This window comes from Flavobacterium sp. ST-158, assembly GCF_058309975.1.
This window is the reverse complement of sequence record NZ_JBZEEN010000001.1, coordinates 1-25,886: the sequence shown is the minus strand read 5'-3', so window position 1 is coordinate 25,886 and position 25,886 is coordinate 1. Positions and strand designations below refer to the sequence as shown.

Sequence of the window (25,886 nt, the reverse complement as noted above, 5' to 3'; positions counted from 1 at the left end):
ACTAAACCAAATAATATATGAATTGAGTCTTTTTTTAAGAATGAAATACTCAAATAAAAAAATCGGAAAACAGTACCAGTGTTTCCCGATTTAGTAAGGTGTTTCAAACGACGTATCGAAATTAAATCATTTAAAACCAAGCAAAATTATGAAAAAAATTTTACTTTTCTTGACCATCCTGTTTGCCTCCATGCAGATGTACGCGCAAACAGTAACTATTACAGAATCTGCGGGATGGTTAGAATCTGCTTATGTGAAATGGCAACCCGTCTCAGGGGCACAAAGCTATAATGTATATTATAGCGGTAATGGAATTACAAATCAAAAGATTGATAACCAATTAATTCGTAGCTACGGAACTTATTTTCGTGCCGATGTATTGGGACTTGCTGCAGCAAACTACACGGTAACAGTAAAAGCTGTTATCTCCGGTATTGAGGGAGCGGGATCGACTACTTCAAGTCTTACTGTTTTACCTCATGATCGTAACGGATTTGCTTTTCAAGGAGGGCGAATTCCAGGCGGATACAATATGGATGGTACTCCTAAGGCTAATGCGGTAATCGTTTATGTAAGCGAAAATACTAAAAATACAGTATCTCTAAATGTAACAGGAGCAACTACCAATCCTTGTGTAGGAATTCAAAATATTTTGTACGGATTTAAAAAAGGAGTGGATACACGTCCTTTAATTGTCCGTTTAATTGGAAATGTTACCGATTTTGATGTAATGGAAGGTGGTGATATGGTAATTGAAAATAAAAACAATACAGCTGCTTCTATTACCATAGAAGGAGTTGGAAACGATGCTGTTTGTAATGGATGGGGAGTGCGATTGAAATCGGCATCTAATATTGAAGTGAGAAATCTGGCTACTATGAATGTGAATAGTACTGCTGGAGATGACATCGGAATGCAGCAGGATAATGACCATATATGGATTCATAATAATGATTTGTTTTATGGGAATGCTGGTAGTGACGCCGATCAAGTAAAAGGAGATGGAGCCTTAGATAATAAAACGTCAACTTATTGTACTTTTTCCTACAACCATTTTTGGGATTGTGGAAAATCCAGTCTTTTAGGATTGAGTGAAGATACAACTTCAGGCTTGTATGTAACGTATCACCACAACTGGTTTGATCATTCTGATTCTCGCCACCCACGTGTACGTTTTTATTCAGCACACATTTACAATAATTATTACGATGGTATTGCAAAATACGGTGCGGGATCTACAATGGGTTCCTCATTATTTGTAGAAAATAATTATTACCGTAATGCTAAGCATCCTATGATGATTTCATTGCAAGGTACAGATGTTTGGAATGCTACAAAGCAAGCTAATGACCCTAACAATTATGGAACTTTTTCAGGTGAAGATGGGGGGATGATTAAAGCATTCAATAATACTTTTGACACTGATATTGCTACTAACGATATGCGATTTGTAGCTTATGGAGATACAAATCCATTGTATAACATTTCAGGAAAAATTAGCTCAACAATTGATTTTGATGCTTATGTTCCAACAACGAGAAGCGAACAAGTTCCTAATACGGTCAAATCTTATGCAGGGGCTAATGTTTATAATAATTTTGATACTGATGCTAATTTGTACGTGAACAGCTTAGTGCCCGATTCTCCAGCAGATGCTAAAACTAAAGTGATGCAGTATGCCGGGCGTGTGGGCGGTGGCGATTTTAAGTGGACTTTTAATAATAGTGTTGATGATTCAGCTTATTTGGTAAACGATCCATTAAAAGCAGCTGTTACTAATTATACCACAAGCTTGGTGGCAGTTCAGGGAGAATCAGTGATTTCAAGTCAAACTTTAGTGGCAACAACTAATAATAATAGCCAAACAATAGCAAGTGGTTCAGCTATAGCTCCAATTGTCTTTACTTGGGGTGGTGATGCAACAGATGCTAATGTAACAGGTTTGCCTGCTTCAGGACTTACTTTTGTGAAAGATGCTACCGCTAAAATAATTACAATTTCAGGTACACCAACAGCCAATGTGTCTTATTCTATTGCGACTACAGGAGTTGCCGGAAATCCTGCTACAGCTTCAGGGACTATTACAGTCGTGCAACCTGGAACTACAACAGGAGGAGAAATTCATAATTTTACAGTATCAGGAAAAACAAGCAGTTTTTATACTATTACAGGAAATATGAATTCAACTGATGGTTCACAAAACTATGATGGTTTGAATTTAACGGCTCGATTGAAAATAGAATCTGCAACTTCGATTGCATATACTACAACTGGAGTTTCAACTTTAACTCTTGTTTTTGATAATACATTTGTGGGAAAAATTAAAGTTAATGGTGTGTCTTACACAGCAACTGCGGGTATTGTTATTATACCATCTCTTCCAGCTGCAACATATACTATTACAAAAGGAGATACAGCAAATCTTTTTTACATAAAAACAGTATATGACACGCCAACTTTAGTCAATCCTACAATTTCTAATTTTGCAGTTCCAAATAAAACAGTTGGTGATACTGCATTCAATTTAACAGCTCCTACATCTAATAGTGATGGAGCATTTACTTACACAAGTAGTAATAGTAGTGTGGCAACAATTAGCGGAAGCACTGTGACTATTGTGGGAGCGGGAACAACTACAATTACTGCAAATCAGGCTGAGACCTCAACCTATACCGCAGGAAGCATCACTGCAGATTTAGAAGTAGCTCCAGGAGTAACGGTTTTAAATCCAATGCCAACATTTTCTGATTTTACAGTTCCAAACAAAACAGTAGGTGATGCTGCTTTTACTTTGACAGCTCCTACATCTAATAGTGATGGAGCATTTACCTATACCAGTAGTGATGCTAATGTGGCTACTATCAGTGGAAATACAGTAACCATTGTGGGGGCAGGTACAACTACAATTACTGCAAATCAGGCTGCCACTTCAACTTATGAAACAGGAACTATTGCTGTATCATTTGTAGTTTTACCGGCAGCAACTTCATCTAAAATGGATGTTTGGGATTTTGGAGCAGAACAATTGGATGCTAATTTGTATACGAATAATTTAGATGTAAGCACAATTAATGCATGGTATTCGGGTGTTGCTGAGGGAACTTCAGCTGTTGTATTGCCTCCATCATTCACAGCGGGCGATTTAGGCTGGGTTACTGCAGGAACTAATGACCGTCTTAGAACCACAAATACATCTTTAACCAGATATGATTCAACTGTAGGGGCAGGTGCTACTGATGGTTATACAGGAAGAATTTATGTGAATTCAGGAGCCAAATCGGATCGTTACTTAACTTTTGATCTTAAAGAAAATGATGAGTTAACTGTTGTGGCAAATTCTGATGCAGCGGGTAGATTGAATTTTGTCTATCTTTCTGATGCAGCTGTGCAATCAGATCTTGTTGAAACTACAGCAACAACAGCAGAATATAAATTTGTTGCGAAACAAGCAGGTGTTTATAAGATTTACGATCAGCTAAGCAAGCCTAGTTATTACAGGGTTATCAGAAAAGCGGCTTCTTCATCTTCCGTATCTTTAACAGCTACAACATTATCAAATTTTAATGTACCAAATAAAGAGGTAGCTAATGCTGATTTTGCTTTGACAGCACCAACTTCTAACAGTGATGGTGCGTTTACCTATACCAGTAGTAATACTGCTGTGGCAACTATCAGCGGAAATACAGTAACCATTGTAGGCGCAGGTTCAACAATAATTACAGCTAATCAGGCTGCAACAGCTACTTATACTGATGGTAGTATAGCTGCAACATTAACAGTTACTGCTGCTACTGTTGTTCAAACTCCAACAATTTCTAATTTCATAGTAGGTGATAAGGTAGTAGGAGATTCAGCTTTTGCATTAACAGCTCCAACATCTAATAGTGATGGTGTTTTTACTTATACAAGTAGTAATACTAATGTTGCAACTATAAGTGGTAATATGGTAACTATTGTAGGTGCTGGTTCAACTACAATTACTGCAAATCAAGAGGCTACATCAACTTATGCGGCAGGAAGTATTTCGGTAACATTTGATGTTTTACCAGCAGCAACTTCATCTAAAATGGATGTTTGGGATTTTGGAGGTGAGCAGTTGGATACGGAATTGTATACTAATAATTTAGATGTGACTAAAATCAATGCTTGGTACCCTAGTACTTATGTTGTGGGATCAGCTGGTACAACTAATGTGATGCCCTCTTCTTTTACAGCTGGTGATTTAGGATGGGTTGGGGGAACCAATGATCGTCTTAGAACTTCAAATACAGCTTTAACCAGATATGATGCCAATGTTGGTTCGGGTGCTGCTGCGGGTTATACAGGAAGAATTTATGTAAATGGTTCAGCTCAAGCTGGTCGTTATTTAAGTTTTAATCTTAAGGAAGATGATGAATTGACTGTTGTGGCAAATTCTGACGCCGCAGGTAGATTGAATTTTGTATACCTTACGGATGCTAATGTACAATCTGACCTTGTAGAAACAACAACTACAACAACTGAATACAAATTTGTAGCAAAGCAAGCAGGTGTTTATAAAATTTACGATCAGGTTAATAAACCAAGTTATTACCGAGTGATTAGAAAAGCTGCGAGCTATGTAGCTGTTTCTGGTTCTATTGATGTGACTAAAGCAGCGGACATTCCTTCGGGATATACTGTCGATTTTACAAATGAAGCAGGAAAAACTTGGAGCGGAGTAGTTTCTAATGGGGCATATAATGTAATCTTGCCAGCAGGATATAATTATGCTTTAAGTATTGGTAACGCAAATGGTTACTTGATAACAAGTGGTGATACTTTTGAAGTTGCTGTTGATGCAACGGTGAATGATATTGCTATTTCAAAAATTACGTTATATACTGTAACGGGTAATGTAACAGGATTGGGTTCTGATATTTCTGCTTTAAGTTTAAAATATACTCCTAACCCAGCGGCAAATAGTACTTTTGTGCCAGTGCCGGTTGTAAATACTAGTACAACTCAGTATTCAGTAAAGTTAGAGGATGGGGTGCAATATACTATTTCAGGAATAGGTGTAAATGAATATGAAATTTTAGCAAATAGTATTACGGCTACTGCTAATACTACAGCAGACGTAGCATTTACGCAGAAACCTAAATACAATGTTACTATTACAGCTCCAACTTTAGATGCGACTCAGTTATCTAAATTAGGTTTGAAGTTTACTAATAGTAATGAAGCAGGAGTAAGTTATACTTTTACGGATATTAACAATATTAGTTTAAGAAACGGAACTTATTCGGTTGCAGCTATAGGTCTTGATGATTATCCGCTGGAGTTAGCTTTAACTTCTAATTTAGTTATTTCAAATGCGGCAGTGTCTAAAGAGTTAGCCTTTAAAGCGGTGACTAATTGGTCATTTGATGATAAAGTAATTACTAATGGAACCACCAGTTATAAAGGAATGTTGTTTACAGGCTCAGTTGCCAATGAAATTGCTAAAGGTCATTTGAATGCTGCTGCCGGATCCACTTTAACTGTACCTGTACAGCCAAATCAAAAAGTGATAGTTACGTATTATTACGCTGCTAATTTTACAATTGAAGGGGGGGATCCTGTAACTTCTTCCAGTGGAAGCACATCGCTTTTAGAGAAAACAGAATATGTATATACAGGAACTGCTGCTGGATCGGTATCGATTGCTGTAAACGGAACCACTTATTTTACGGAGATTTCGGTTGAAGATGTTGTGCCTTATGAATCGGTTATTACAGTTGGAACGGATAAGGATTATCAAACTATAAATGCAGCTTTGAAAGCAATTTCAAAAATGGTTCGTACTGCTGATCAAAGAGTAGCTGTGGTAATTGATCCAGGGAATTATGAAGAAATGATTGTAGTAAAAAGTCCTAATGTAACTTTCAAAAATGCTTCAAGCACTCCAAGTATTGCTTTGAAAAATAAAGGGGTTGATATTGATGCTAATGCAGTTCGTATCACATCTTATTATGGATACGGATATAGTTATTTTAGTCAGGGTAATGATAACAAATGGAATGCAGATGTTTTAGCGGTAAACAAAGCTAATAATAGTTATTCTTACGAAAATGTGAGCGGTACTACCAATGGCTCCTATTGGGATGCTACAGCGGTAATTGCTGCCAATGGTTTTGAGGCTGAGAATATTATTTTTGAAAATTCATTTAACCAATACATTTCTAAAAAAGAATCTCAGGACAAAGTAGTAATGTGGGCAGTAGGAAATAAAGGTTTGCGTCCTACTGATTACGGAAATACTGCAGTTCAAAACAGAAGTTTTGTAGAAAGAGCTGCTGCAATTGCAATACCAAACGGAGTTGACAAAACAATTTTGAAAAATTGTAGAGTAGTGGGTCGCCAGGATTCTTTTTATGGAGGCCAAGGTTCGAGAGTTGCTATTTACAAGGGAGTAATGATGGGAGCTGTGGATTATATCTTCGGAGGAATGACAGCAGTGTTCTACAAAACTGATTTTGCTATGAACGTGAGTGATGTGGCTGGAGATGCAGCTTACTTAACTGCGCCACAACAAAGTAGCGGAAGAGGATATTTGTTATACGAATGTAAGGTGACTTCGGCAGAGCCAGGAGTAGAGACAGCTTCTGCTTTTAGGGCAAAACCTGGTTATTTTGGACGTCCTTGGGCTGCTAATACTAGTGAAGTGGTGGTGTATAAGGCTAAAATTGAAACGTCTAATTATACAGCTTCGGAAGGATTATCATTAATTGCTCCTGAAGGATGGTCTAATTCATTAAGCGGAACATCGGACAATATCTATGAATATGGAACAATGGAAGATTCAGGAGTTGATAATTCTGGAAATCGTGTAAGTTGGTCTAAAGTGTTGTCAAGTCCTGTTTTAGGAGATGGTTCGGATATTACCACCTTCAATTTTACAAAAGGAACAGATGGTTGGGATCCATTCCCATTATTGGAAACAATTACTAGTTTGCCGGCTAATACCTTCTCGGTAAAGCTGAGCAGTGCTACTTGTAATGGATCTGACAATGGAGCTATTACTGTGGCTTCAAATGAAAATACATTGAATTATACGGTAACAATTAATGCAGTTAATGTGGCTTTAGATAGTGCTACTGGATATACTAAAACAATAGAAAATTTACCAGCAGGTATGTATACAGTTTGTTTTTCAACGCCAAGTATTCCAAATTACTCACAGTGTTATGAAGTTAAAATTGAAGAGCCAGAGAAAATTGTAGTTGCTTCTTTTGTTTCTAAAAATTCAAACACAATTAAGTTAATGTTGAGTGGAGCAAGTACTTATAAAGTATCGCTTAACGGGGTGGATAAAACGATTACAGCTTCTGAATACAATGCAGTTCTTAAACCAGGTCTGAATACTTTGAAGGTAAGTACTGATTTAGAGTGCCAAGGAGTGTATAATGAATCGATATTCTTATCTGAAGGAATTCAATATTTCCCTAATCCAACATCGGGTCCGGTTGAAGTATATTTGGCAGGAGAAGATGCAGAGGTAAATGTTAAAATTTTCAATATCTTAGGAAATAAAGTGTTTGAAACAACAAAAACTATTGCTGAAAATAGAAACTTCCAATTAGAATTGTCTTCTTATGTAAATGGTGTTTATTTAGTACAAGTAGAAGGAAAAACAATTAGTAAAACATTTAAAATTGTAAAAAAATGAGAAAATTAGTAATATATTTTGCTCTTTCATTGTTGTTTTTAAATACTGCTTGCAGTAATGATGATAATAATAATGATGAAAAAGGAACTCCTAAAGTTGGAGAATTGAATTTGGCTAGTCCATTAGAAAATTCTACTTGCGAAGGAAATTCTATCTCAACTACTAAATGTGAAGTTACTTTAGAATGGGAGCCTATGGACGATGCTGATAGTTACACGTTGACATTGGTTAATCTGGAAACAAATAAAGTGCGTCTGATCCAGAATGATATTAAAACGACAACTTATAAAGTAACATTGGATAAAAATGTTCCGTATTCTTGGAAAGTAACATCTGATGACAAGCGAACCAGAAAGATTAATAATGCAAGTCCGGTTTGGAAATTTTATACTTCTGCTGGGGTAAGTGTTACTAATTATGCGCCCTTTCCAGCTGATTTAATCACGCCTATTCAGGATAAAATGGTATCGGCTGTGGATGGTAAAATTACTTTAAAATGGATGGGTGCTGATACAGATAGTAGTGAGTTGAAATATACTGTGTATCTGGATAAAGTAGATGGAATGCAAACTCCAGCAACCGAGTTGACTAATATTAGTGTTTCTCAAGTTGATGTGGCAGTTACTAGTGGTGTGTATTATTGGAGGATAAAAACTTCTGACGCTAATAGTAGTTCTTTTTCTCAAATAGTCAGTTTTACAGTGAATTAACTATTTAGAAAAATAATATTGTTTCTTTGTAAAAAGCATAGCCTGATTTTTCAGGCTATGCTTTTTTTATAGAGATTCATTGGCTTTTTTTTAAAGTAAAAGCATAGCAAATTCTCCTTAGGAAACCGAGTCTTAAAGTATCTTAAATTTTCTTTTAAAAAAGATAATGGCTATTTAATGTTTGAACCAAAAATAGAGAATGATGGTTAAGGTACTAGTGTTTTCAAATTCTCTTAAAAAAGCATAAGCTCTCTTCATTTGAGTTTTTACAGTATTGATAGAGATGTTATACATTGCTGCAATTTCTGCATAACTATGTCCTTCTACTACATGTGACATGAAAATTTCTCTTCGAGCCTGAGGAATGCGCTCTACTAAAGTGTGGATTTTAGATTTTTTATTTTCTTCGGCTTTTTCAAAAATGACTTGTTCTTCAAAATTAGGAAGAATGATTTTAGTGTTTTCTAAAGTGATTTTTTTGATTTTTTCAATGTGTTGCAGACTTAAATTCTTAACTGCTTTTGCCGCATAAGCTTTAAAAGAAATAGTAAAGACAGTGTCTTTTTCCTTTTCCCATAGGTAAATGAAAAAATCTTGCACAATATCTTTTGCTGCATCCTTATCCTTAGTTATGTTAAAAGAAACTAAAGATAAAAAGACAAAATGCTCTTTGTATAAATCCTCGAATATTTTTAAATCTTTATTGATAGACATCTATAAATAGTGTTTATTCTTTTTGTAATGGATTACATTGTATCAAATATAAAATAAAAAGTTTGTTTTTTTAAGGTATGTATAAAAAAAAATATTTTTTTTTATAATCTTGTCACCCTAAAGTAAAATTTTCTGAACATAAAATTAACATACAATTATATATATGAATTCAAATCCCAATTTGGTTAATATCCTAAAGGAAATAGTAAATAATGGAAGTGTTGACACTTCTAAGCTAAAATTGTTGTCTCAGGAAGAGCAGGAATTAATTAAAGAGCTTGAAAAGAATCAATTACTTGATAAAGCATTGTTGTATGCAGAATCAATGGACGCTGATAAAAACTGGGAAGAATTAAAAGAAAGAATTAATCCCAAGAAGGAATCGGTGGTGATTAATTGGAGAACTGTTTTTCAGTATGCAGCCATTTTGCTGTGTTTGTTAGGTTTGGTTTATGTTTTTCAATTTAGAACCAATAAGCAAACAACAGTGGATATTCCTGATGATGCTATTCAATTGGTTTTAGAAAATGGAGATATTCAGGTTTTAAGCCCAAATGGGGAACAACAAATTATTAAAAAAGACGGAGGAGTTGTGGTTTCTCAAAAAGAAAACAAGATTAGTTATAGTGCCGAAAAATCAATGGATAAATTGGTTTATAACGAAATTAAGATTCCTTATGGTAAAACCTTTACCGTTACATTATCAGATGGAACTGTAGTGAGTATGAATGCAGGTTCTTCTTTGAAATATCCGGTTCAATTTATTAAAGGTCATAATAGAGAGGTGTCATTAGAGGGAGAAGCTTTTTTTGAAGTGACAAAAGACAAAGCTCATCCGTTTATTGTTAAAACAAGAGGAGTAGATGTCAAAGTTTTGGGTACAAAATTCAATGTAAGCTCCTATAAAGAAGATGCTGATATTAATACAGTATTAGTGGAAGGTTCAGTTAGTTTATCAAGTACAGCTAAGCCAAATGAAAAAACAATGCTTGTTCCTGGTGAAAAAGGAACTTGGAATAATAATGAAAATTCGATAGGAGTTGAGAAAGTAGATACCCGAATTTACACAGAATGGATGACAGGTGAACTTGTTTTTAGAAAAACAGCTTTCAAAGATATTATTATAAAACTAGAACGTTCTTATAATGTAACAATTCAAAACAATAAGAAAGAACTATTAGAGAAAAAATTCAATGGAAGTTTTAATAAAAACATTGAAAACATTGATGATGTATTAACAGCAATGAGTAAAATACAAAGTTTTACCTTTAAAAAAGAAGGAAAACAAATAACAATAAACTAACTATTTTTTTTAACTAATTTAAAAAGCCAGCAATATATGAGGTAATAGTGTAATTTTTTTAAGAAGAAGGACATGAAAAAAAATCGGAAAATAGTACCAGTATTTCCCGATTTAGTAATGTGTTTCAAACGACGTATCGAAATCAAATCATTTTAAAACGAACTAAAAGTATGAAAAAAATAATTAACGGGAGATGGCTCAGTCCGTATTTGCCTAAAATAAGCCTAAAGATGAAATTAACCACGCTATTATTGATAGTCTCTTTGGTAAAAATCCAAGCGAGTAGTTATTCTCAAAATACTAAATTGTCATTGAATTTTAGAGGTGCAACAGTTGAGCAAGTTTTCAACAAAATTGAATCTGTTTCTGAATATCGATTTCTGTTTGAAAGCAGTCAAATTGATCTTAGTAGAAAAATAAACCTCAATGTTGAAAAGCAAAAGATTGTTGATATTTTAAATGTTTTGTTTAAAGGGACTAATGTGTCTTATAATGTCAACGATCGCCAAATTATATTGACAAAAAATAAAGAAATCCTCAATAAGGAATCAGTTGCCGAAGACCCAAAAAAAGTTGAACAAGGTATTCAGGTGACAGGAGTTGTTACCGATGCCAGTAATATGCCTATTCCAGGGGTAAATATTATTGAGAAAGGAACTAAAAATGGAGTACAAACTGATTTTGATGGAAAATATTCGATAAAGGTAAATAGTGCAAATAGTGAATTAGTGTTTTCATTTATTGGTTATGAAACATTTACTAAAATTGTTGGAGGCAGTAAAACATTGAATGTTGTTTTAAAAGACGAAAGTGCTAAACTGAATGAAGTTGTTGTAATTGGTTACGGCACAACGAAAAAGAAAGATTTAACGGGTTCAGTGGTTTCAATTTCAGGAGACGATTTGAGAAAACAACCTATTTCAAATGTAGCCGAAACTTTAACGGGACGTTTGGCCGGGGTACAGGTAGCTTCAGCAGAGGGCTCACCAGATGCTGATATTAAAATTAGAGTTCGTGGTGGTGGATCTTTAACTCAGGATGCTTCACCATTAATAATTGTAGATGGATTTCCTGTAAATAGTATCAATGATATTTCACCTTCTGATATTGAGAATATTACAGTTTTAAAAGATGCTTCTTCTACAGCTATTTATGGTTCAAGAGGAGCTAATGGAGTTATTATCGTAACTACTAAATCAGGTAAAGATGGGAAAATCACGGCAAGTTTTAATACATTTTATGGAATTAAAAATCTAGCTAAAACTATTGATGTTTTAAATCCGGAAGATTATGTGAAATGGCAATATGAATATGCTTTATTAGCCAAAAGCGATGTGAGTTCTTATGAAAAATATTTTGGATCATGGCAAGATTATGATCTATACAAAGGTTTAAAAGGAAACAACTGGCAAAAACAAATTTATGGTCGCACTGGAGAAGTACAAAGCCGCGATTTAGGGATTAGAGGAGGTTCGGATAAAGTTAATTTCAATTTCAATTATGCGCATTATGATGAAAAGACCATCATGTTGGGTTCTAATTTTAAAAGAAATAACATCTCTTTGGCATTAAAAGCAAAAGCTGGAGATAAAGTAGATTTAAATTATACTTTCCGTTATTCGGATACGCAAATTAATGGTGGAGGTACTAATGAGCAAAATGAAGTTTCTGCAGCCGATGCTCGTTTGCGTCATAGTGTGGGATACTCTCCAATACCATTACCGGGTTTAACTACGGATAATACTGATGAAGCTTTATCGAGTTATCTGGTAAACCCTTTTGTAGCTGTGGATGATAATCAGCGTTTACAATTGAGAAAAAATTTCAATATGTTAGGAAGTTTTGCCTGGAAAACATTTAAAAATTTTCAGCTTAAATCAGATTTAGGATTGGATAATTACAATTATCTGGATTATCGTTTTTACGGTCGTTCTACTTATTATGCTAATAACAGACCGTCTGCCGAAAATCAAGGACTACCTTCTTTGGTGATGAGTGACGAAAAAAGAGTACGTTTTAGAAATGCCAATACTTTAAATTATGATTTTAAAGACCTGATAGGAGAGAATCATAGATTAAAACTTCTTTTAGGAGAGGAAATGATAGTGTCCCATACTAATGAAGTAACTAGTGAAATTCAAGGTTTTCCAAAAACTTTTGATTTTGAAAGAGCTAAAAATTTAACTTCTCAGGGTACACCTTTAACAGTCGATAATTATTACAGTCCTGATGATAAATTGTTGTCTTTTTTTGGTCGTGTAAATTATGATATACTAGATCGTTATTTGTTTACGGCTACTTATCGTATGGATGGTTCCAGTAAGTTTTTAGGAAATAACCGTTGGGGCTATTTCCCTTCAGCAGCTGTGGCTTGGAAAATTAATGAAGAAAACTTTTTGAAAAATGTTTCCTGGGTTAATGCTTTGAAATTGAGAGTGAGTTATGGTGAGGCAGGGAATAATAATATCCCTTCCGGTCAAACGATTCAAACGTTTCAGTCTAAAACTACTACTTATGTTAATGATGTGTCTAATTATTGGGCAGCACCTAATACAATGATAAATCCTGATTTGAAATGGGAAACTACGGTTACTCAAAATATAGGGCTTGATTTTGATTTGTTTAGAGGAAAAATCACAGGAGCTTTAGAGATGTATAATAATAAAACCAAAGATTTGTTGTTGGAATTTCCTGTTCCAGGTTCTGGTTATGGATCTCAGTTTAGAAATTTTGGTTCCACACAAAATAGAGGAGTTGAGGCTTCTTTAAATTTAGTGGCTTTAGATCATAAAGATTATGGTTTGAATTTCTCTTTTAATATTGGAGTTAATAAAAACAAAGTAACTTCTTTGGGAACTTTACCATATTATATAGCTAATACAGGTTGGGCTTCTACTCAAATTGCCGATGATTTTATAGTAAATATTGGTCAGCCTTTAGGTATGATGAATGGCTATGTTAGCGATGGTCGTTATGAGGTTTCTGATTTTAATTACGATGCAGCTACCGGAAAATATACTTTAAAAGAAGGTATTGCCGATGCAACTGCTATCGTAGGTGTTTTAAGACCAGGTATGATGAAGTTAAAAAACATAGACGGTTCAACCGACAATAAAATATCCGCTACTGACAGAAAAATTATTGGAAGTGCTATGCCAAAACACACTGGAGGGATGACTATTAATGCGAATGCTTATGGATTTGATTTCTCAGCCGCTTTTAACTGGAGTGTTGGGAATAATATCTATAACGCTAACAAAGTGGAGTTCAACACTTCTAATGATAATGGACAATACCGAAATTTAAGCACAGTAATGGCAGATGGAAAAAGATGGACAAATTTAGATCCGGCTACAGGAACTTTAGTAACCGATCCTGCTGAGTTGGAAGCTTTAAATGCTAATACTACCATGTGGTCACCTTACTCTAAGAATTTTGTTTTTAGTGACTGGGCGGTAGAAGATGGTTCTTTTTTAAGATTGAACAATCTTACCGTAGGTTATACAATTCCTGAAAAATTAATTTCTAAAACGGGAATTGCGAAATTAAGATTTTACGCAACGGGTACCAATATTTTTGTGATTACTAAATATTCAGGACCGGATCCTGAAGTTTCAACAAGAAGTAAAACACCGTTGACTCCAGGGGTAGATTATTCTGCATTTCCTCGTAGTAGACAATTAACTTTAGGATTAAACCTTAATTTTTAATTAAACAGCATTTCAAAATGAAAAAATATATAATAATTACAGGATTAATTATTGCAGGAATTTTTAGTTCCTGTCAGGAATTGGATTCCGATTTTTTAGATACAGAATCTACATCCACTTTGGATGAGTCAGTGATTTTTTCGGATGCAACTTTAGCTAAAGGGGCTGTCGATGGAATCAAAGATCAGTTTGGACAAACGAACTCTTACAGAGGACGTTTTTTACCTTATTATGGTTTGAATACCGATGTGGAGTGGAATCTTAATTTAGGAGCAGGTGATGCTGGAGCTGAATTGAGTAATTATGCTGCAACTCCTACGAATACCGTTATGAATATTGATCCAGGGTCAAATCTAAATTCTTTGAGTACTTGGGGAATTATGTATTCTGGAATCGAAAGAGCCAATATTTGTATCCGTGGATTGCGTTTATATGGGAATCCACAACCGGGAACAGATTTGGGGTATCTTTTAGGAGAGGCGCTAACTTTAAGAGCTATTTATTATGCCGATTTATTAAAGGCTTTTGGAGATGTTGTAGCGCGTTTTGAGCCCATCAGTACAGAAACTTTATATTTAGCCAAATCAAATCGTGATGTAGTTTACAAACAACTGCTTGCTGATTTGGAAGAAGCAGCAACCTTAGTGCCTTGGCCGAATGAATCATCAAGAACTGTATCGGTAGAGCAGGTAAATAAAGCATTTGTTAAAGCATTTCGTGCCCGTTTAGCGATGGCTGCCAGTGGTTTTCAAAGGTATCCAGATGCGGTACGCAGAAGTACTGATCCAGATCTTTCCGTTGCAAAAATGTATAAATTAGCATTAGACGAATGTCGTAGTGTTATCAGTAGTGGTACGGCACATTTAGAATCCTCTTTTGAAACTTTATGGAAAAAGTATAATGCTGAGGTGGTAACAGCTGGAGGAGAATCACTTTGGGAAATTCCATTTTCTTCTGGTCGTGGACGTATGCTATTTACTTTTGCAGTAAAACATTCCGGAGTAGATCAATTTCAGGCGCAAGGTGCCAGAGGAGGTTCAGCAGGACCGCTTCCAACGGTTTTTTATGATTATGATCAGGCCGATAGCCGTAGAGATGTAACCTGTGTGCCTTATAAATGGGGGAATCCTGTGAATGAAATTGCCAAACAGGAATTGGTGAAATCAGATACTTGGTATTTTGGAAAATTCCGTTACGAATGGATGACCAGAAGGGTGACTTCTACTAATGATGATGGGGTGAATAAAATTTATATGCGTTATGCCGAGGTGCTTTTAATTGCTGCTGAAACAGCTAACGAATTAGAAGGCCCTGCTGCTGCTGCGCCTTATTTAAAAGAAATTCGTAAAAGAGCTTTTGCTCCTGCTGTTCAGGCTGAAAAAGTAGATGCCTATGTAAATGCCTTGACTACTAAGGAAGCTATGTTTAACGCAATTGTAAATGAACATAAATATGAGTTTACAGGTGAAATGGAACGCAAACAGGCTTTAATTCGTTGGAATTTATTAAAAACAAATTTAGAACAGGCTAAAATCAAAATGACCAACTTTAAAGACCGCGTTGGTGAATATGCCGATGTGCCAACAACTTTGTATTACAAATATAAAGAAGATGGTATAACCCTTGATATTTATGGACTAAACAGAGGGGAAACAGTGAATCCTGGTGTCGATTATTCTAGTTTCGTATGGACGAAGTTTGATGATGAAGCGGCAAAACCAAAAGTGATTAACTTGTTCAAAGAAGGTGTTAATCCGGATGATAGACAGTTTTGGCCTATTTGGCAGGTTTTCATTACGGCTAGTAATGGTAAATTAGTGAATGATTATGGCTATAATGGGGTTAATTAATTAAATGGACGAAATTATGAACAAAATAAAATATATAGTAAAAGGGCTGTTAGCATCTCTTTTTTTAATACTGTCGTTTGCTAGTTGTGACAATTACAATGTGGATGTAATAGATGAATTGTTAGTGGATAGGGCTTTCTCTCCAATAGATTTGAAAGCAATTGTTAGAAATCAGACCAATGTTGAGTTGAATTGGACTACAAAGAACGATGTAGACCATTATGTGGTTGAATTTAGCGCTGACGATGAAACTTTTTCAACAATTTATAAAACGGTTAATGTCTTAGCTTCAGAATTACCGGTAACAGTTGCACTTGAAGGAGAAACCAAATATTCGATTAGAGTAAAAGCTGTTAGTGCTGGAGGATTGGAAGATTCAAAATGGTCTTTGATAACTGCTACAACTCTTTCTGAACAGATTTTTAAGAGTATCGCTGATGGAGATATTGTAGGTACACAGCTAACTTTACGATGGACAGCAGGAAGCAATGTAACTCAAATTGTATTAATGCCGGGGAATATTACACATACTATTACTGCAGATGAAAAAGCGGCCGGAGTGGCAACTATAACAGGATTGGTTGGAGAAACTTCATATACAGCAACCTTATATAACGGGACAAAAATTAGAGGTATACTTTCTTTTGTGAGTGGGGTTGATCTTGCAAGTAAAATAGTAGTGAATCCTACAGATGACTTGTTGCAAAAAATTGCTGACGCTCCTTCTGGTTCGACATTGATTTTACAACCTGGAGATTATACATCGCAATCAGGAACTATTACTTTGGCAAAATCTATTAGAATACAAGGCTATTTAAGTTATGATAAGCCAAAGTTAAATGTTACTTTTTCTTTAACTAGCGGGACATCAAATGTAAGTTTAATTGATTTAGATTTAACCGGTACAGGAATTACAAATGCAAGTGTTATTACTATTTCAAGCGCAAGCTCTAATTACGGAGATATTTTAATTCGAGGTTCTTATATTCACGATTTTGAGCGTTCTCTAATTGCGGCAAATGCGGCAACTTCCAAAGTGAATTCATTTACTGTGGATAATAGTATTGTAAAAAATGTAAATACCAATGCAGGTGCCGACTTTATTGATTTTAGAAATACTTATGTAGCCAACATTACTTTAAAGAATTCTACATTTGATACTTGTTCTACAGGACGTGATTTTGTGAGAGCTGATGCAGTTGCACCTACAAATGGTTTTTCAGGGACTGGCTTGACAACAACGGTTTTAATAGATGCTTGTACACTCTATAAAGTTTCGGATACATCCGCACCAAAGAGAATCTTGTACGTACGTTTTAATAGTAATGCTTCAACAGTAAGAAATACTTTAATCGCAAATACGACTGCAATTTATACCAATCAGTCTACGACAACTTTGCCTATTTATACTAGTAATTACTATTTTAACGCTCCAAGTTTTATGGATAGTACTATTTCTGGTAATAAAATTGATACAGGAGGCATTGTTGCAGATCCAGGATTTACAAATGCAGCAACTGGAGATTTCACCATCAGTAATCAAACTTTAAAAGATAACGTAATTGGTGATCCACGTTGGATTAAATAAATAATTGTCTATTCTATATTTTTATGAAGAGGTGTGCCAAGTGCATGCCTCTTTAATTATAAAACTGTTTTGAATTTAACATTTCTTTTAATGTTAAAAAAGCAGGCTATTTACATAATCAAACAAATCAACTATGAAATATTTAATAATACTCGTGTTGCTTCCTTTTACTCTTTTTTCTTGTTCCAAGAGTGATGCAGAAACAACAGATACTGATACTGAAACAATTGTTTATGTTTCCTCAATTGTACTATCGGGTGCTGATATCACTAACGGAACCACAACGCAACTTTCGGCAACAGTTTTACCTGCCGAGGCCACTTCTAAAAACTTAGTTTGGACTTCATCAGATAATACTGTGGCTACCGTTTCTTCAACGGGTTTAGTTACCGCTCTTAAAAATGGTACCCTAACTATTACGGCTGTGGCTTCAGATAAAAATACAGTTAAGGCTACTAAAACCATAACTATTTCTTCATTTGCCATAACCCCAACATACGATTATACAGTGTCTAATGCGGCTGAATTACTGACTGCTTTGTCTAAAGTTAAGGCTGGAGAAACGGTCTATTTGAATGGAGGAACTTATGTAATGAACGCTAAAATTACCTTAAGCACTTCTGGGTCTTTAGGCAACGAAATTACCATTTTAGGTCAAATGGACGGCACGCGTGCCAAACTGGATTTTTCATCCATGCCTGAAAATTCATCCAATCAAGGAATTATTGTTGCCGGAAGTTATATTCATATCAAAGCAATTGATATTTATAAAGCGGGTGACAATGGAATAGAGCTAAAAGGAAATAATAATGTAATTGAATTTTGTTCTTTTTCTGAATGTTCAGATACTGGACTGCAAATAGATAACGGTGCGTCTAACAACACTATTCTTAATTGTGATTCTTATTTTAATGCCGATTCTACACTTGAAAATGCCGATGGATTTGCTTGTAAATTAACTGCCGGAACCGGGAATAAGTTTATTGGTTGTCGTGCTTGGCAAAATTTGGATGATGGATGGGATGGTTATTTAAGAGGAACCGATAATATTACGACTACCTATACCAATTGCTGGGCTATTAAAAATGGCTATCTTAAAAATGGAACTAAAGGAGCCGGTGATGGAAATGGATTTAAAACCGGAGGTAGCGATGATAAATTGTTAAAACACAACGGAATTTATAAGAACTGTATCGCCGCCGGGAATGTAGCCGATGGTTTTGATCATAACAGCAACAGGGGAAATGTTGAAATATACAATTGTGCTGCTTATAGCAACGGAAATAATTATAATTTCAGCAGTACCAATCCTTTGGCTAAATTAACCATTAAAAATTCCTGCGCCATTGGAGCTTACGGCAGTGTAAAGGCAGATGTTTTGGATGTGACTAATAATGGCTGGCAAAACGGTCTTGTAACTGATGCTACTGATTTTGAAAGTACAGATATCAGTTTATTGATTCAAGCGCGTAAAACCGATGGAAGCTTGCCAGATGTGACTTTTATGAAACTAAAATCTACAAGTGATTTGATTGATAAAGGAGTGGTAATTGACGGTATTCCTTTTTTAGGTACAGCACCGGATATTGGAGCATTTGAATTAAAATAATTGTATCTTTTTTTGAATTAAAACATTAGTAAGCCTCTGTTTATTAATGTTTTTTTATATTTGTTTTAGTCGTAATTTTCTATTTCCTCGTTAGTAATTGCTATGGGACTTGAAAATTAATTTTGATTAATTGAAACGACTCATAATTTATATAAAGGAATTAAATTAATCATTGTAAGAACTAGATTTATGCAAAATAGTAGCATCAAGTGTAAAACACTATTTATTTGTTGTTTCATGGGATTCATATCATCTCTAAATGCGCAATATTTAAAGGGATTAACACAGCAAAGAGATACGTCCTATGCAACCTATAGTGCTTTTAAAAAAACATTGAAATATTTTCCCAATACTACCATTGTTCCTGAAATGCATTTTGAAAATGTAAGGCAAAAAAACAATATTACCTATTGTAGCTATGGCAAACGCAAAATGAAATTGGATGTTTTTTATGATAAAAATGCAACGCAAAAACAAACAGCAATTATCATTATTCATGGTGGAGGTTGGCGTTCCGGTAACAGGCAACAACACCATCAGATGGCACAAAAATTAGCTAGTTTAGGGTATGTGTGTTTTACTCCTGAGTACCGACTATCGACCGAAGCGCTTTTTCCGGCAGCTATTTACGATATAAAAGCTGCTATACGTTGGCTTCGAATAAATGCGGCAAAGTATAATGTAAATCCGAACCAGATTGTAGCACTCGGATTTTCTGCAGGTGGTGAAATAGCAGCCTTTATGGGAACTACCGGGAATATGCCGCTGTTTGAGGGTATAGTAACCAATTCCGATTCGCAATCTCAAGTCAATGCGGTTGTTGATATTGACGGAACCTTATCCTTTGTACATCCTGAAGGAGGAGAAGGGGATGATAGCAAAAATATTTCGGCAGGAACCTATTGGTTTGGCTATTCTAAAAAAGAGCAACCCAAACTTTGGGAAGCCGCTTCACCTTTAAGTTATGTAGGTGCTCAAACTCCGCCCTTTGTTTTTATCAATAGTTCTGTAGCTCGAATGCATGCCGGCAGGGATGATTTTAGAAAAGTTTTGGATGCAAACGGAATCTATTCGGAAGTGCATGAATTTGAAAATTCTCCACATTCGTTTTGTTTATTCGAACCTTGGTTTAGTCCTACTATTCAATACATCGATGGCTTTTTGAAGAAAGTATTTCCTAAATAAAAGCTGATTTTCATAAACAACAAAGCCGCAGAAAATATTTCTTGCGGCTTTTTCATTTGTTTTGGCACGGGCGGAGGGATTCGAACCCCCATCAACGGTTTTGGAGACCGCTATTCTACCCTTGAACTACGCCCGTAGTAAAAGGTTTTGCGGTCGCAAATATAGCCTTATTTGGCAAAAAAACTAACGCTAAAGCCTACTATCACGAATAAATTTTTGTTGTATTTTATAACCAATTGGTTGTCAGTAAAATGATTTTTTAATTCATACGAAAGAATTGATGTATCGGTCTAGTCTTAGCCTGGTCATTAGAAAAAAGTTAGTAGAACGACACCAAAATTGGAGTTAAGAAGCCTATAAAAATCAACCAATCCCAACTTTAATATTGATATAGTAGAGGAACTAGCTAATTGTTGAAAACCTCTGGACGTTGGTACAAAAAAAACAGCCTTCTAAAAAGGCTTTATTTGGATGGGAGATTTGAATAAAAAACGAGGTTTTTTCACAGCCTGACGTTTGGCAGATTTGCGATGGGCGGGATTTTCAGCACAAATGCCAGTGCAGAGAACCAAACTTTCGGCTACCACAAAACTGTCTGCGGAGAACGAAACCCCGCCTATTGAAAATGTGCTGTTAGCTGTTCGCCCTTCTTTTGTGTCAATCATGTCAACCTAAATTTTGAGCTATAAAATTAAGTCCTGTGTAAATCCAATTTATTGCCTGACTTGCTTCATGTGTCAAAACGACATTTTCAATAACTTTTTTAGTGTTCGTCAACCATTTGGCTATTCTTGATTTGTCAGGCTCTTCCTCGTCTTGGATTTCTTCTCTTACTTTATCGAAATTTGTAATTATAGTTTGTTTACTATCTTCTGGAATATTTTCTTGGCGAATGATTTTAATGAGTTCTTCAATTTTATCCGCTAAATCTTTCCTGTGATCTTTTGAAGTGGAAATGGTAATATTTTTCCCGATAGCTATTTGTCCAGTATTGTTGGTAATGTTTCCAACTTGTATTTTGTCTCCCATGATTATTTCGTTTACAATTGTTTGATAGTTATTGCTTTTGAATTTTTCGCAAAGCCTTATTATTGAGTTGCCATATTTTTCGTCCTTGATTTTATCATAACAACCATATTCGGTCTTTGAACATAAATAGTAACCTTTTTGAAGTTTAAGGTTAAATGAAGTAAGTCTCAGGTTTAAATCTAAAAGACATCCAACATCGTTATGTGCTGTTAAGTGAGTATAAGAACCTATAAGTCCACAAACAATTAAATGTAAAATGGAATGTTTTTGAACTTCGTAGTTATATTTCTCTTCTAAAATGTTCCACCCCAAATACTTTAAAGAAATGACACTTGTGCAAGGATATTCTTCGTCATATCGAGAGCCTGCACAAAATAAATTTGAAAGTCCATGGCTTGTTGCCATCAAAGTTCCGTTATAGAAACACAAAACAAGGTCTTCGCTTTCGTATTTAAACTGCTTTTTGATTTCTTCAAGGTATTTCAAAGCGTCATAGACTTCCAAGGTCGGTCTGTAAAATGGTGAATTGTCAGAGTTGATTTGAGGAGTCAAGTAGAAGTCAAAATCACTTTGGCAAGTATTAGCAAAAGTTACTGCATCTCTGCAAATATTTTCAACTTGTCTATCTGCTATGATAATTACTTTAGGCATTTAATAGTTTCTTTAATGTTTGTTGGTCGTCTTTTTAGGGTGGTAGCTAACGTCCCATGGCTTTGCGAAGTTTGGGACGAGTTTTCCCAAAAGTATAAATTTAAGACAAAGTTTACAAATACAAAACCAACTTTAAATTAAGCCTTAAAGCCCAAATTTTGCAAAACCACTGTTACCTGCTGGCATTTATTCTTTCAATTAATTCTTTGTATAGTTTAATTAAATTAATTACTAATTTTTCATAAACATCGAAATGACTTGCTTCTTCTTTTAATCCTAATCTTTGTTTACAGAACGTGTACTTTTCTTCAAAACTTTTATCTGCTAAATGACCTTGCAATTGTCTTAAATCACTTAAAACATAAATTGGAGAGATAATTTCACTAGCATTTTCAATTTTTAAAACATGTGATAAGAAATTTTCTAATGTCTTGATACTCCCAAATTTTTTGATTTCGTCTTTTTTAAGAGATGTATTTTCTATTAGTTTATTTTTTAAAAGATCGGTTTGTATATTTTCAACTATAAGTTTATTTAGACTTATATAAGCATTGAAAATTTGTTCCTTTTCTTCTAGAATAGGAGGTTTGTAATAATCAAATAAGTCATCTACGATGACTTTTGTTAATTTGAAACCAAATAAGGAATAAAATAAATCATCAAGTTTTTCTTTTAAGATAAATATTTTAGCTTCATTATCCGATTCTTGAAATGCATCTTCCGGACTAAAAGGATTTTGACTTAAATAAAACTTTGAATATATATCATGATCAGATTCAATATTACTAGCTTGAAATCTTTTCAAATGTGGTTTCATTTCTTCGCTTTCGAAATCTTCATTTAAATCACCTAACCATTTAAATATTTTTCCATTTCTATTGATTCCAAAGCCCCATCTAAACATTGATTTTCCTTTATGATAAATATTCCCAGATGAAAATGAATATAGTTTTACTGAATAATCAGGGTGATTATTGTAATAAAGTAGTAAATCTTTGTCAAAAAACACCGGACAAAGATATCCTTCATCAAATTCTCTATACAATCCAGGAATTAAGTAATAGTCTTCAGATGAATATTCAAACTCAAGATGTGAGAACCTAGTAAATTCTTTGCCTTCGTATTTGAATTCAATAGTAGTAAATTCACCTTCTTTAAGTTTTACATATTCTTCTTCTACAAGTTCATCATAATATTCTTTAGGATGTAAAGGATCTTTACTTCCGCAAGTAGGACAAATATAGAATGGAACATTAATTCCAACAGATTTATTGTCTTTTTCCCATCTAACACCAAATATTTTTAAATATCTGTAGTCATGACATTCTTTACATTTTAAAGGGTGTTTCATAGTATAGTTGAGTTATGCTTGCAGGTAACGTCAGTCTGTGAAAAAACTTTCGTTTTTGTTTCAAACAAATATAAAAAATAGTTTCATAGAAAAGCAGATTTTTCGTATTTTTAAGAATGGAACACATTACAGGAATTTCGCGCTATCAGCTCCAAATTAGCAGTCTGGAAGACAAAATAGCTTCGGACAATCCCGTCCATTTTATGGAGGGCTTTGTTGAACATATCTCTCTGGAAGGCTTTATTTGGGTTGTAGATTATGAAAATGGGGAGATTTTAAAGAAAAAACGAGGTTTTTTACAGCCTGACGTTCCGCGGCTTCACGCAGTGGCGGCGATTTAATAAATATTCGAAAGATAATCAAAATTTGAATTACCTGAGTATTTTCCAAGAAAGATGAACGAGCCATTGCGTGAAACCGCTGTTAGCGGTAGTTGCGTTTTCCGGTAAACTATATTAACCACTTCCATATGTCAACAAAAATCATGAAAATGGTAAATAATACTAGTCCAATTGCAAACTTTGAAGCTTTTGTTGTTCCATTTTTTGTTGAATAGATTGCTGTCACTAAAGAATATAACAATGGAATTATATATAAAAATTTAGAGTAAAAATAACCCAGTTCTCTTATTCCAAACAATGCTTTGGTTTTTCCATCAGCGTTTTTATATATTCCGGCAATTTCTATATTAGCTTTAACTAAAAAGAACAAACAAGTCAAACTTATGATTATTGATATGTAAACGGCTTTGTTTTTCAAATTGGGTTCTAATAAAAGTTGTTGTCGAGCAATTACCGCTAACGTCAGTCTGTGAAAAAACTTCCGTTTTTGTTTCAAACAAATATATAAAATAGTTTTATGAAAAAGCAGATTTTTCGTATTTTTAAGGATGCAACACATTTCAGGAATCTCCCGCCAACAGTTACAAATTATCAGTCTTGAAGACAAGATTAGTTTAGACAATCCCGTTCGTTTTATTGAAGCCTTTGTTGAACATATCTCTCTGGAAGGCTTTATTTGGATGGGAGATTATTAAAATTGGGATATTTTGAAGAAAAAACGAGGTTTTTTCACAGTCTGACGGTTTCGGGCTTTGCGTTCGGGCGGGTTTCGGAGCACAAAACTGTCAACCAGCACTGAACTTGAATAAAAGCACAAAGCTCCAAGTTTGCACGTCACCCCGCCTGACGCAAAACCCGTGTTAGCTGTAGTAGTTATTTTTCGTTTAGTCATTAAATAACAGAATAATAGTTGTCGCACAATAAACAAAAAATAAAATAAAGTCAATTACTGTTACTCGTCTTTCGTCAAATAGGTCTGTTCTGCTGCCCTTTGAAGGACAGACTAATTCTTGTCCTTGAGTCCTTGCACTAACAAAACGTAAAACTTGAAAAAGTAAAAGTAAAATAATAGTATTTCTTAGTCCTGTTGCTGAATGTCCGCGAACATTTTGCAACATTCCATTGTCCTTTAATTGATAATAAATAAATAGATGTATTACTCCGATTATAATCCAAAAAAAATAGACTGACAAATTTCGGAGTGATTTGTAATTGAAAAAATAAAAGAAGAATTGTGTCCCAAATGCATACCAAAATAGGATGTCTCGTTGTGTTTTATTACTAGTTGAATTGTCAAAATAAAACCATAAAACAATCGAAATGAGAACATACAAACTCATTGTAACTTTGTCCCAAATTTTTAATTTGTCGAAGTAGAATATTGGTCGTTGCATTCTTGTCCTTTACTATTACAGCTAACGTTCTCGCACCTTGCGCCGTTTGCGACTTACGAAGACGAGTATTTTCGGCTAAACGAAGATATGATAAAAAACGGTAATTCCACTAAATTCGCAAATGGCGCAAGACGTGTGTTACCAGCAGATTATTTCTTCACAATAATTTTATTTTCAACGAAATCTAATATTTTTTTAAAATTTTCTTCCCCAACTTCTACTTCTGCTAAGATTAAAGGTTCGTATTTTTTTGTAATCATAAGCAAGTTATCTTCTTTTATTAAATACGTTCTAAATTCTTTCCATTCAAAGACTCTTTCTGTTTCTTGAACTTTTGTAATTAAGCTTTCTTCAGTAAATTCATAAGTAAAATTAGTTATGCTTCGGCACGCTTCAATTTCTTTAGTTTTAACTTCTTCAAATCCTTTATATGATGATTTTATTTTAAAATAGTAATAGATGAATGGGATTAAAATTCCTAATCCAAAAAGTATAAATGCAAATCCAAAAAAGCTCGGTCTGTCAAAAGTGATAAGAGAACCGATTATTAATAAAGTTAGACCAAGAAAATGAGAGTTTTTATAATATGCAATTTTTTCTTTCCATGCTAAATCACGAAGCAAATCCATTTGTTTTATATAAATATTTTCATCAAAATTTAATTCAAATTTCATATTTTCAACTCGTTATATGTTAATTTGCTGGTAACGTCAGTCTGTGAAAAAACTTCCGTTTTTGTTTCAAACAAATATATAAAATAGTTTTATGAAAAAGCAGATTTT

At 34.4% G+C, this 25,886-nt stretch carries 15 protein-coding genes and 1 tRNA gene; 10 read left to right on the top strand and 6 right to left on the bottom strand.

Going from position 1 to position 25,886, the window contains the following annotated elements:
- The first annotated feature begins 148 nt into the window (after positions 1 to 148).
- Both AC4FRF_RS00080 and AC4FRF_RS00075 read left to right on the top strand, forming a co-directional pair.
- Positions 149 to 7,669, top strand: coding sequence for a T9SS type A sorting domain-containing protein (locus AC4FRF_RS00080; RefSeq protein ID WP_491157406.1), 7,521 nt, complete (start codon positions 149 to 151; stop codon positions 7,667 to 7,669).
- Positions 7,666 to 8,379 carry a hypothetical protein gene (locus tag AC4FRF_RS00075; RefSeq protein WP_491157405.1) on the top strand — a complete coding sequence of 238 codons (714 nt, stop codon included), beginning with the start codon at positions 7,666 to 7,668 and terminating at the stop codon, positions 8,377 to 8,379. Before AC4FRF_RS00080 ends, AC4FRF_RS00075 begins: the two co-directional genes overlap by 4 nt.
- Positions 8,380 to 8,553: 174 nt before the next feature.
- Here the strand turns inward: AC4FRF_RS00075 and AC4FRF_RS00070 are convergent, their stop codons facing one another.
- Positions 8,554 to 9,093 (bottom strand): RNA polymerase sigma factor, encoded by a 540-nt coding sequence (locus AC4FRF_RS00070; protein WP_491157404.1) that lies wholly within the window; start codon positions 9,091 to 9,093, stop codon positions 8,554 to 8,556.
- Between the two features lie 163 nt (positions 9,094 to 9,256).
- Here AC4FRF_RS00070 and AC4FRF_RS00065 point away from each other — a divergent pair, with 163 nt between their 5' ends.
- From AC4FRF_RS00065 to AC4FRF_RS00040, 6 genes are all read left to right on the top strand, one after another.
- Positions 9,257 to 10,396, top strand: a complete 1,140-nt coding sequence (locus AC4FRF_RS00065; protein WP_491157403.1) for a FecR family protein — start codon at positions 9,257 to 9,259, stop codon at positions 10,394 to 10,396.
- A gap of 170 nt (positions 10,397 to 10,566) precedes the next feature.
- Positions 10,567 to 14,106, top strand: coding sequence for a TonB-dependent receptor (locus AC4FRF_RS00060; protein WP_491157402.1), 3,540 nt, complete (start codon positions 10,567 to 10,569; stop codon positions 14,104 to 14,106).
- Between the two features lie 17 nt (positions 14,107 to 14,123).
- The gene (locus AC4FRF_RS00055; RefSeq protein ID WP_491157401.1) at positions 14,124 to 15,956 is read left to right on the top strand and encodes a RagB/SusD family nutrient uptake outer membrane protein; all 1,833 of its coding nucleotides are present in this window, start codon (positions 14,124 to 14,126) and stop codon (positions 15,954 to 15,956) included.
- A 16-nt stretch (positions 15,957 to 15,972) separates the two neighbouring features.
- Positions 15,973 to 17,544, top strand: coding sequence for a DUF5123 domain-containing protein (locus tag AC4FRF_RS00050; protein WP_491157400.1), 1,572 nt, complete (start codon positions 15,973 to 15,975; stop codon positions 17,542 to 17,544).
- A gap of 133 nt (positions 17,545 to 17,677) precedes the next feature.
- Positions 17,678 to 19,153 carry a right-handed parallel beta-helix repeat-containing protein gene (locus AC4FRF_RS00045; protein WP_491157399.1) on the top strand — a complete coding sequence of 492 codons (1,476 nt, stop codon included), beginning with the start codon at positions 17,678 to 17,680 and terminating at the stop codon, positions 19,151 to 19,153.
- Positions 19,154 to 19,390: 237 nt separating this feature from the next.
- Positions 19,391 to 20,338, top strand: coding sequence for an alpha/beta hydrolase fold domain-containing protein (locus tag AC4FRF_RS00040; RefSeq protein ID WP_491157398.1), 948 nt, complete (start codon positions 19,391 to 19,393; stop codon positions 20,336 to 20,338).
- A gap of 62 nt (positions 20,339 to 20,400) precedes the next feature.
- Here the strand turns inward: AC4FRF_RS00040 and AC4FRF_RS00035 are convergent.
- The 3 genes from AC4FRF_RS00035 to AC4FRF_RS00025 all read right to left on the bottom strand — a co-directional run bounded on the left by AC4FRF_RS00035 (position 20,401) and on the right by AC4FRF_RS00025 (position 23,369).
- Positions 20,401 to 20,474 (bottom strand) — tRNA-Trp (locus tag AC4FRF_RS00035).
- A gap of 530 nt (positions 20,475 to 21,004) precedes the next feature.
- Positions 21,005 to 22,018 (bottom strand): hypothetical protein, encoded by a 1,014-nt coding sequence (locus AC4FRF_RS00030; RefSeq protein ID WP_491157397.1) that lies wholly within the window; start codon positions 22,016 to 22,018, stop codon positions 21,005 to 21,007.
- A gap of 172 nt (positions 22,019 to 22,190) precedes the next feature.
- A complete protein-coding gene (locus AC4FRF_RS00025; protein ID WP_491157396.1) occupies positions 22,191 to 23,369 on the bottom strand; it encodes a hypothetical protein in 1,179 nt (392 codons plus the stop codon).
- A 116-nt stretch (positions 23,370 to 23,485) separates the two neighbouring features.
- On the opposite strand from AC4FRF_RS00025, the gene AC4FRF_RS00020 reads away from it, so the two are divergent.
- Positions 23,486 to 23,710 (top strand): hypothetical protein, encoded by a 225-nt coding sequence (locus AC4FRF_RS00020; protein WP_491157395.1) that lies wholly within the window; start codon positions 23,486 to 23,488, stop codon positions 23,708 to 23,710.
- A gap of 109 nt (positions 23,711 to 23,819) precedes the next feature.
- Here the strand turns inward: AC4FRF_RS00020 and AC4FRF_RS00015 are convergent, their stop codons facing one another.
- Positions 23,820 to 24,128: a hypothetical protein gene (locus AC4FRF_RS00015; protein WP_491157394.1), complete on the bottom strand. Its 309-nt coding sequence runs from the start codon at positions 24,126 to 24,128 to the stop codon at positions 23,820 to 23,822.
- Positions 24,129 to 24,258: 130 nt separating this feature from the next.
- On the opposite strand from AC4FRF_RS00015, the gene AC4FRF_RS00010 reads away from it, so the two are divergent.
- Positions 24,259 to 24,405: a hypothetical protein gene (locus AC4FRF_RS00010; protein ID WP_491157393.1), complete on the top strand. Its 147-nt coding sequence runs from the start codon at positions 24,259 to 24,261 to the stop codon at positions 24,403 to 24,405.
- A gap of 848 nt (positions 24,406 to 25,253) precedes the next feature.
- On the opposite strand, the gene AC4FRF_RS00005 is transcribed toward AC4FRF_RS00010, so the two are convergent.
- Positions 25,254 to 25,778, bottom strand: a complete 525-nt coding sequence (locus AC4FRF_RS00005) for a hypothetical protein (RefSeq protein ID WP_491157392.1) — start codon at positions 25,776 to 25,778, stop codon at positions 25,254 to 25,256.
- Positions 25,779 to 25,886 lie beyond the last annotated feature (108 nt).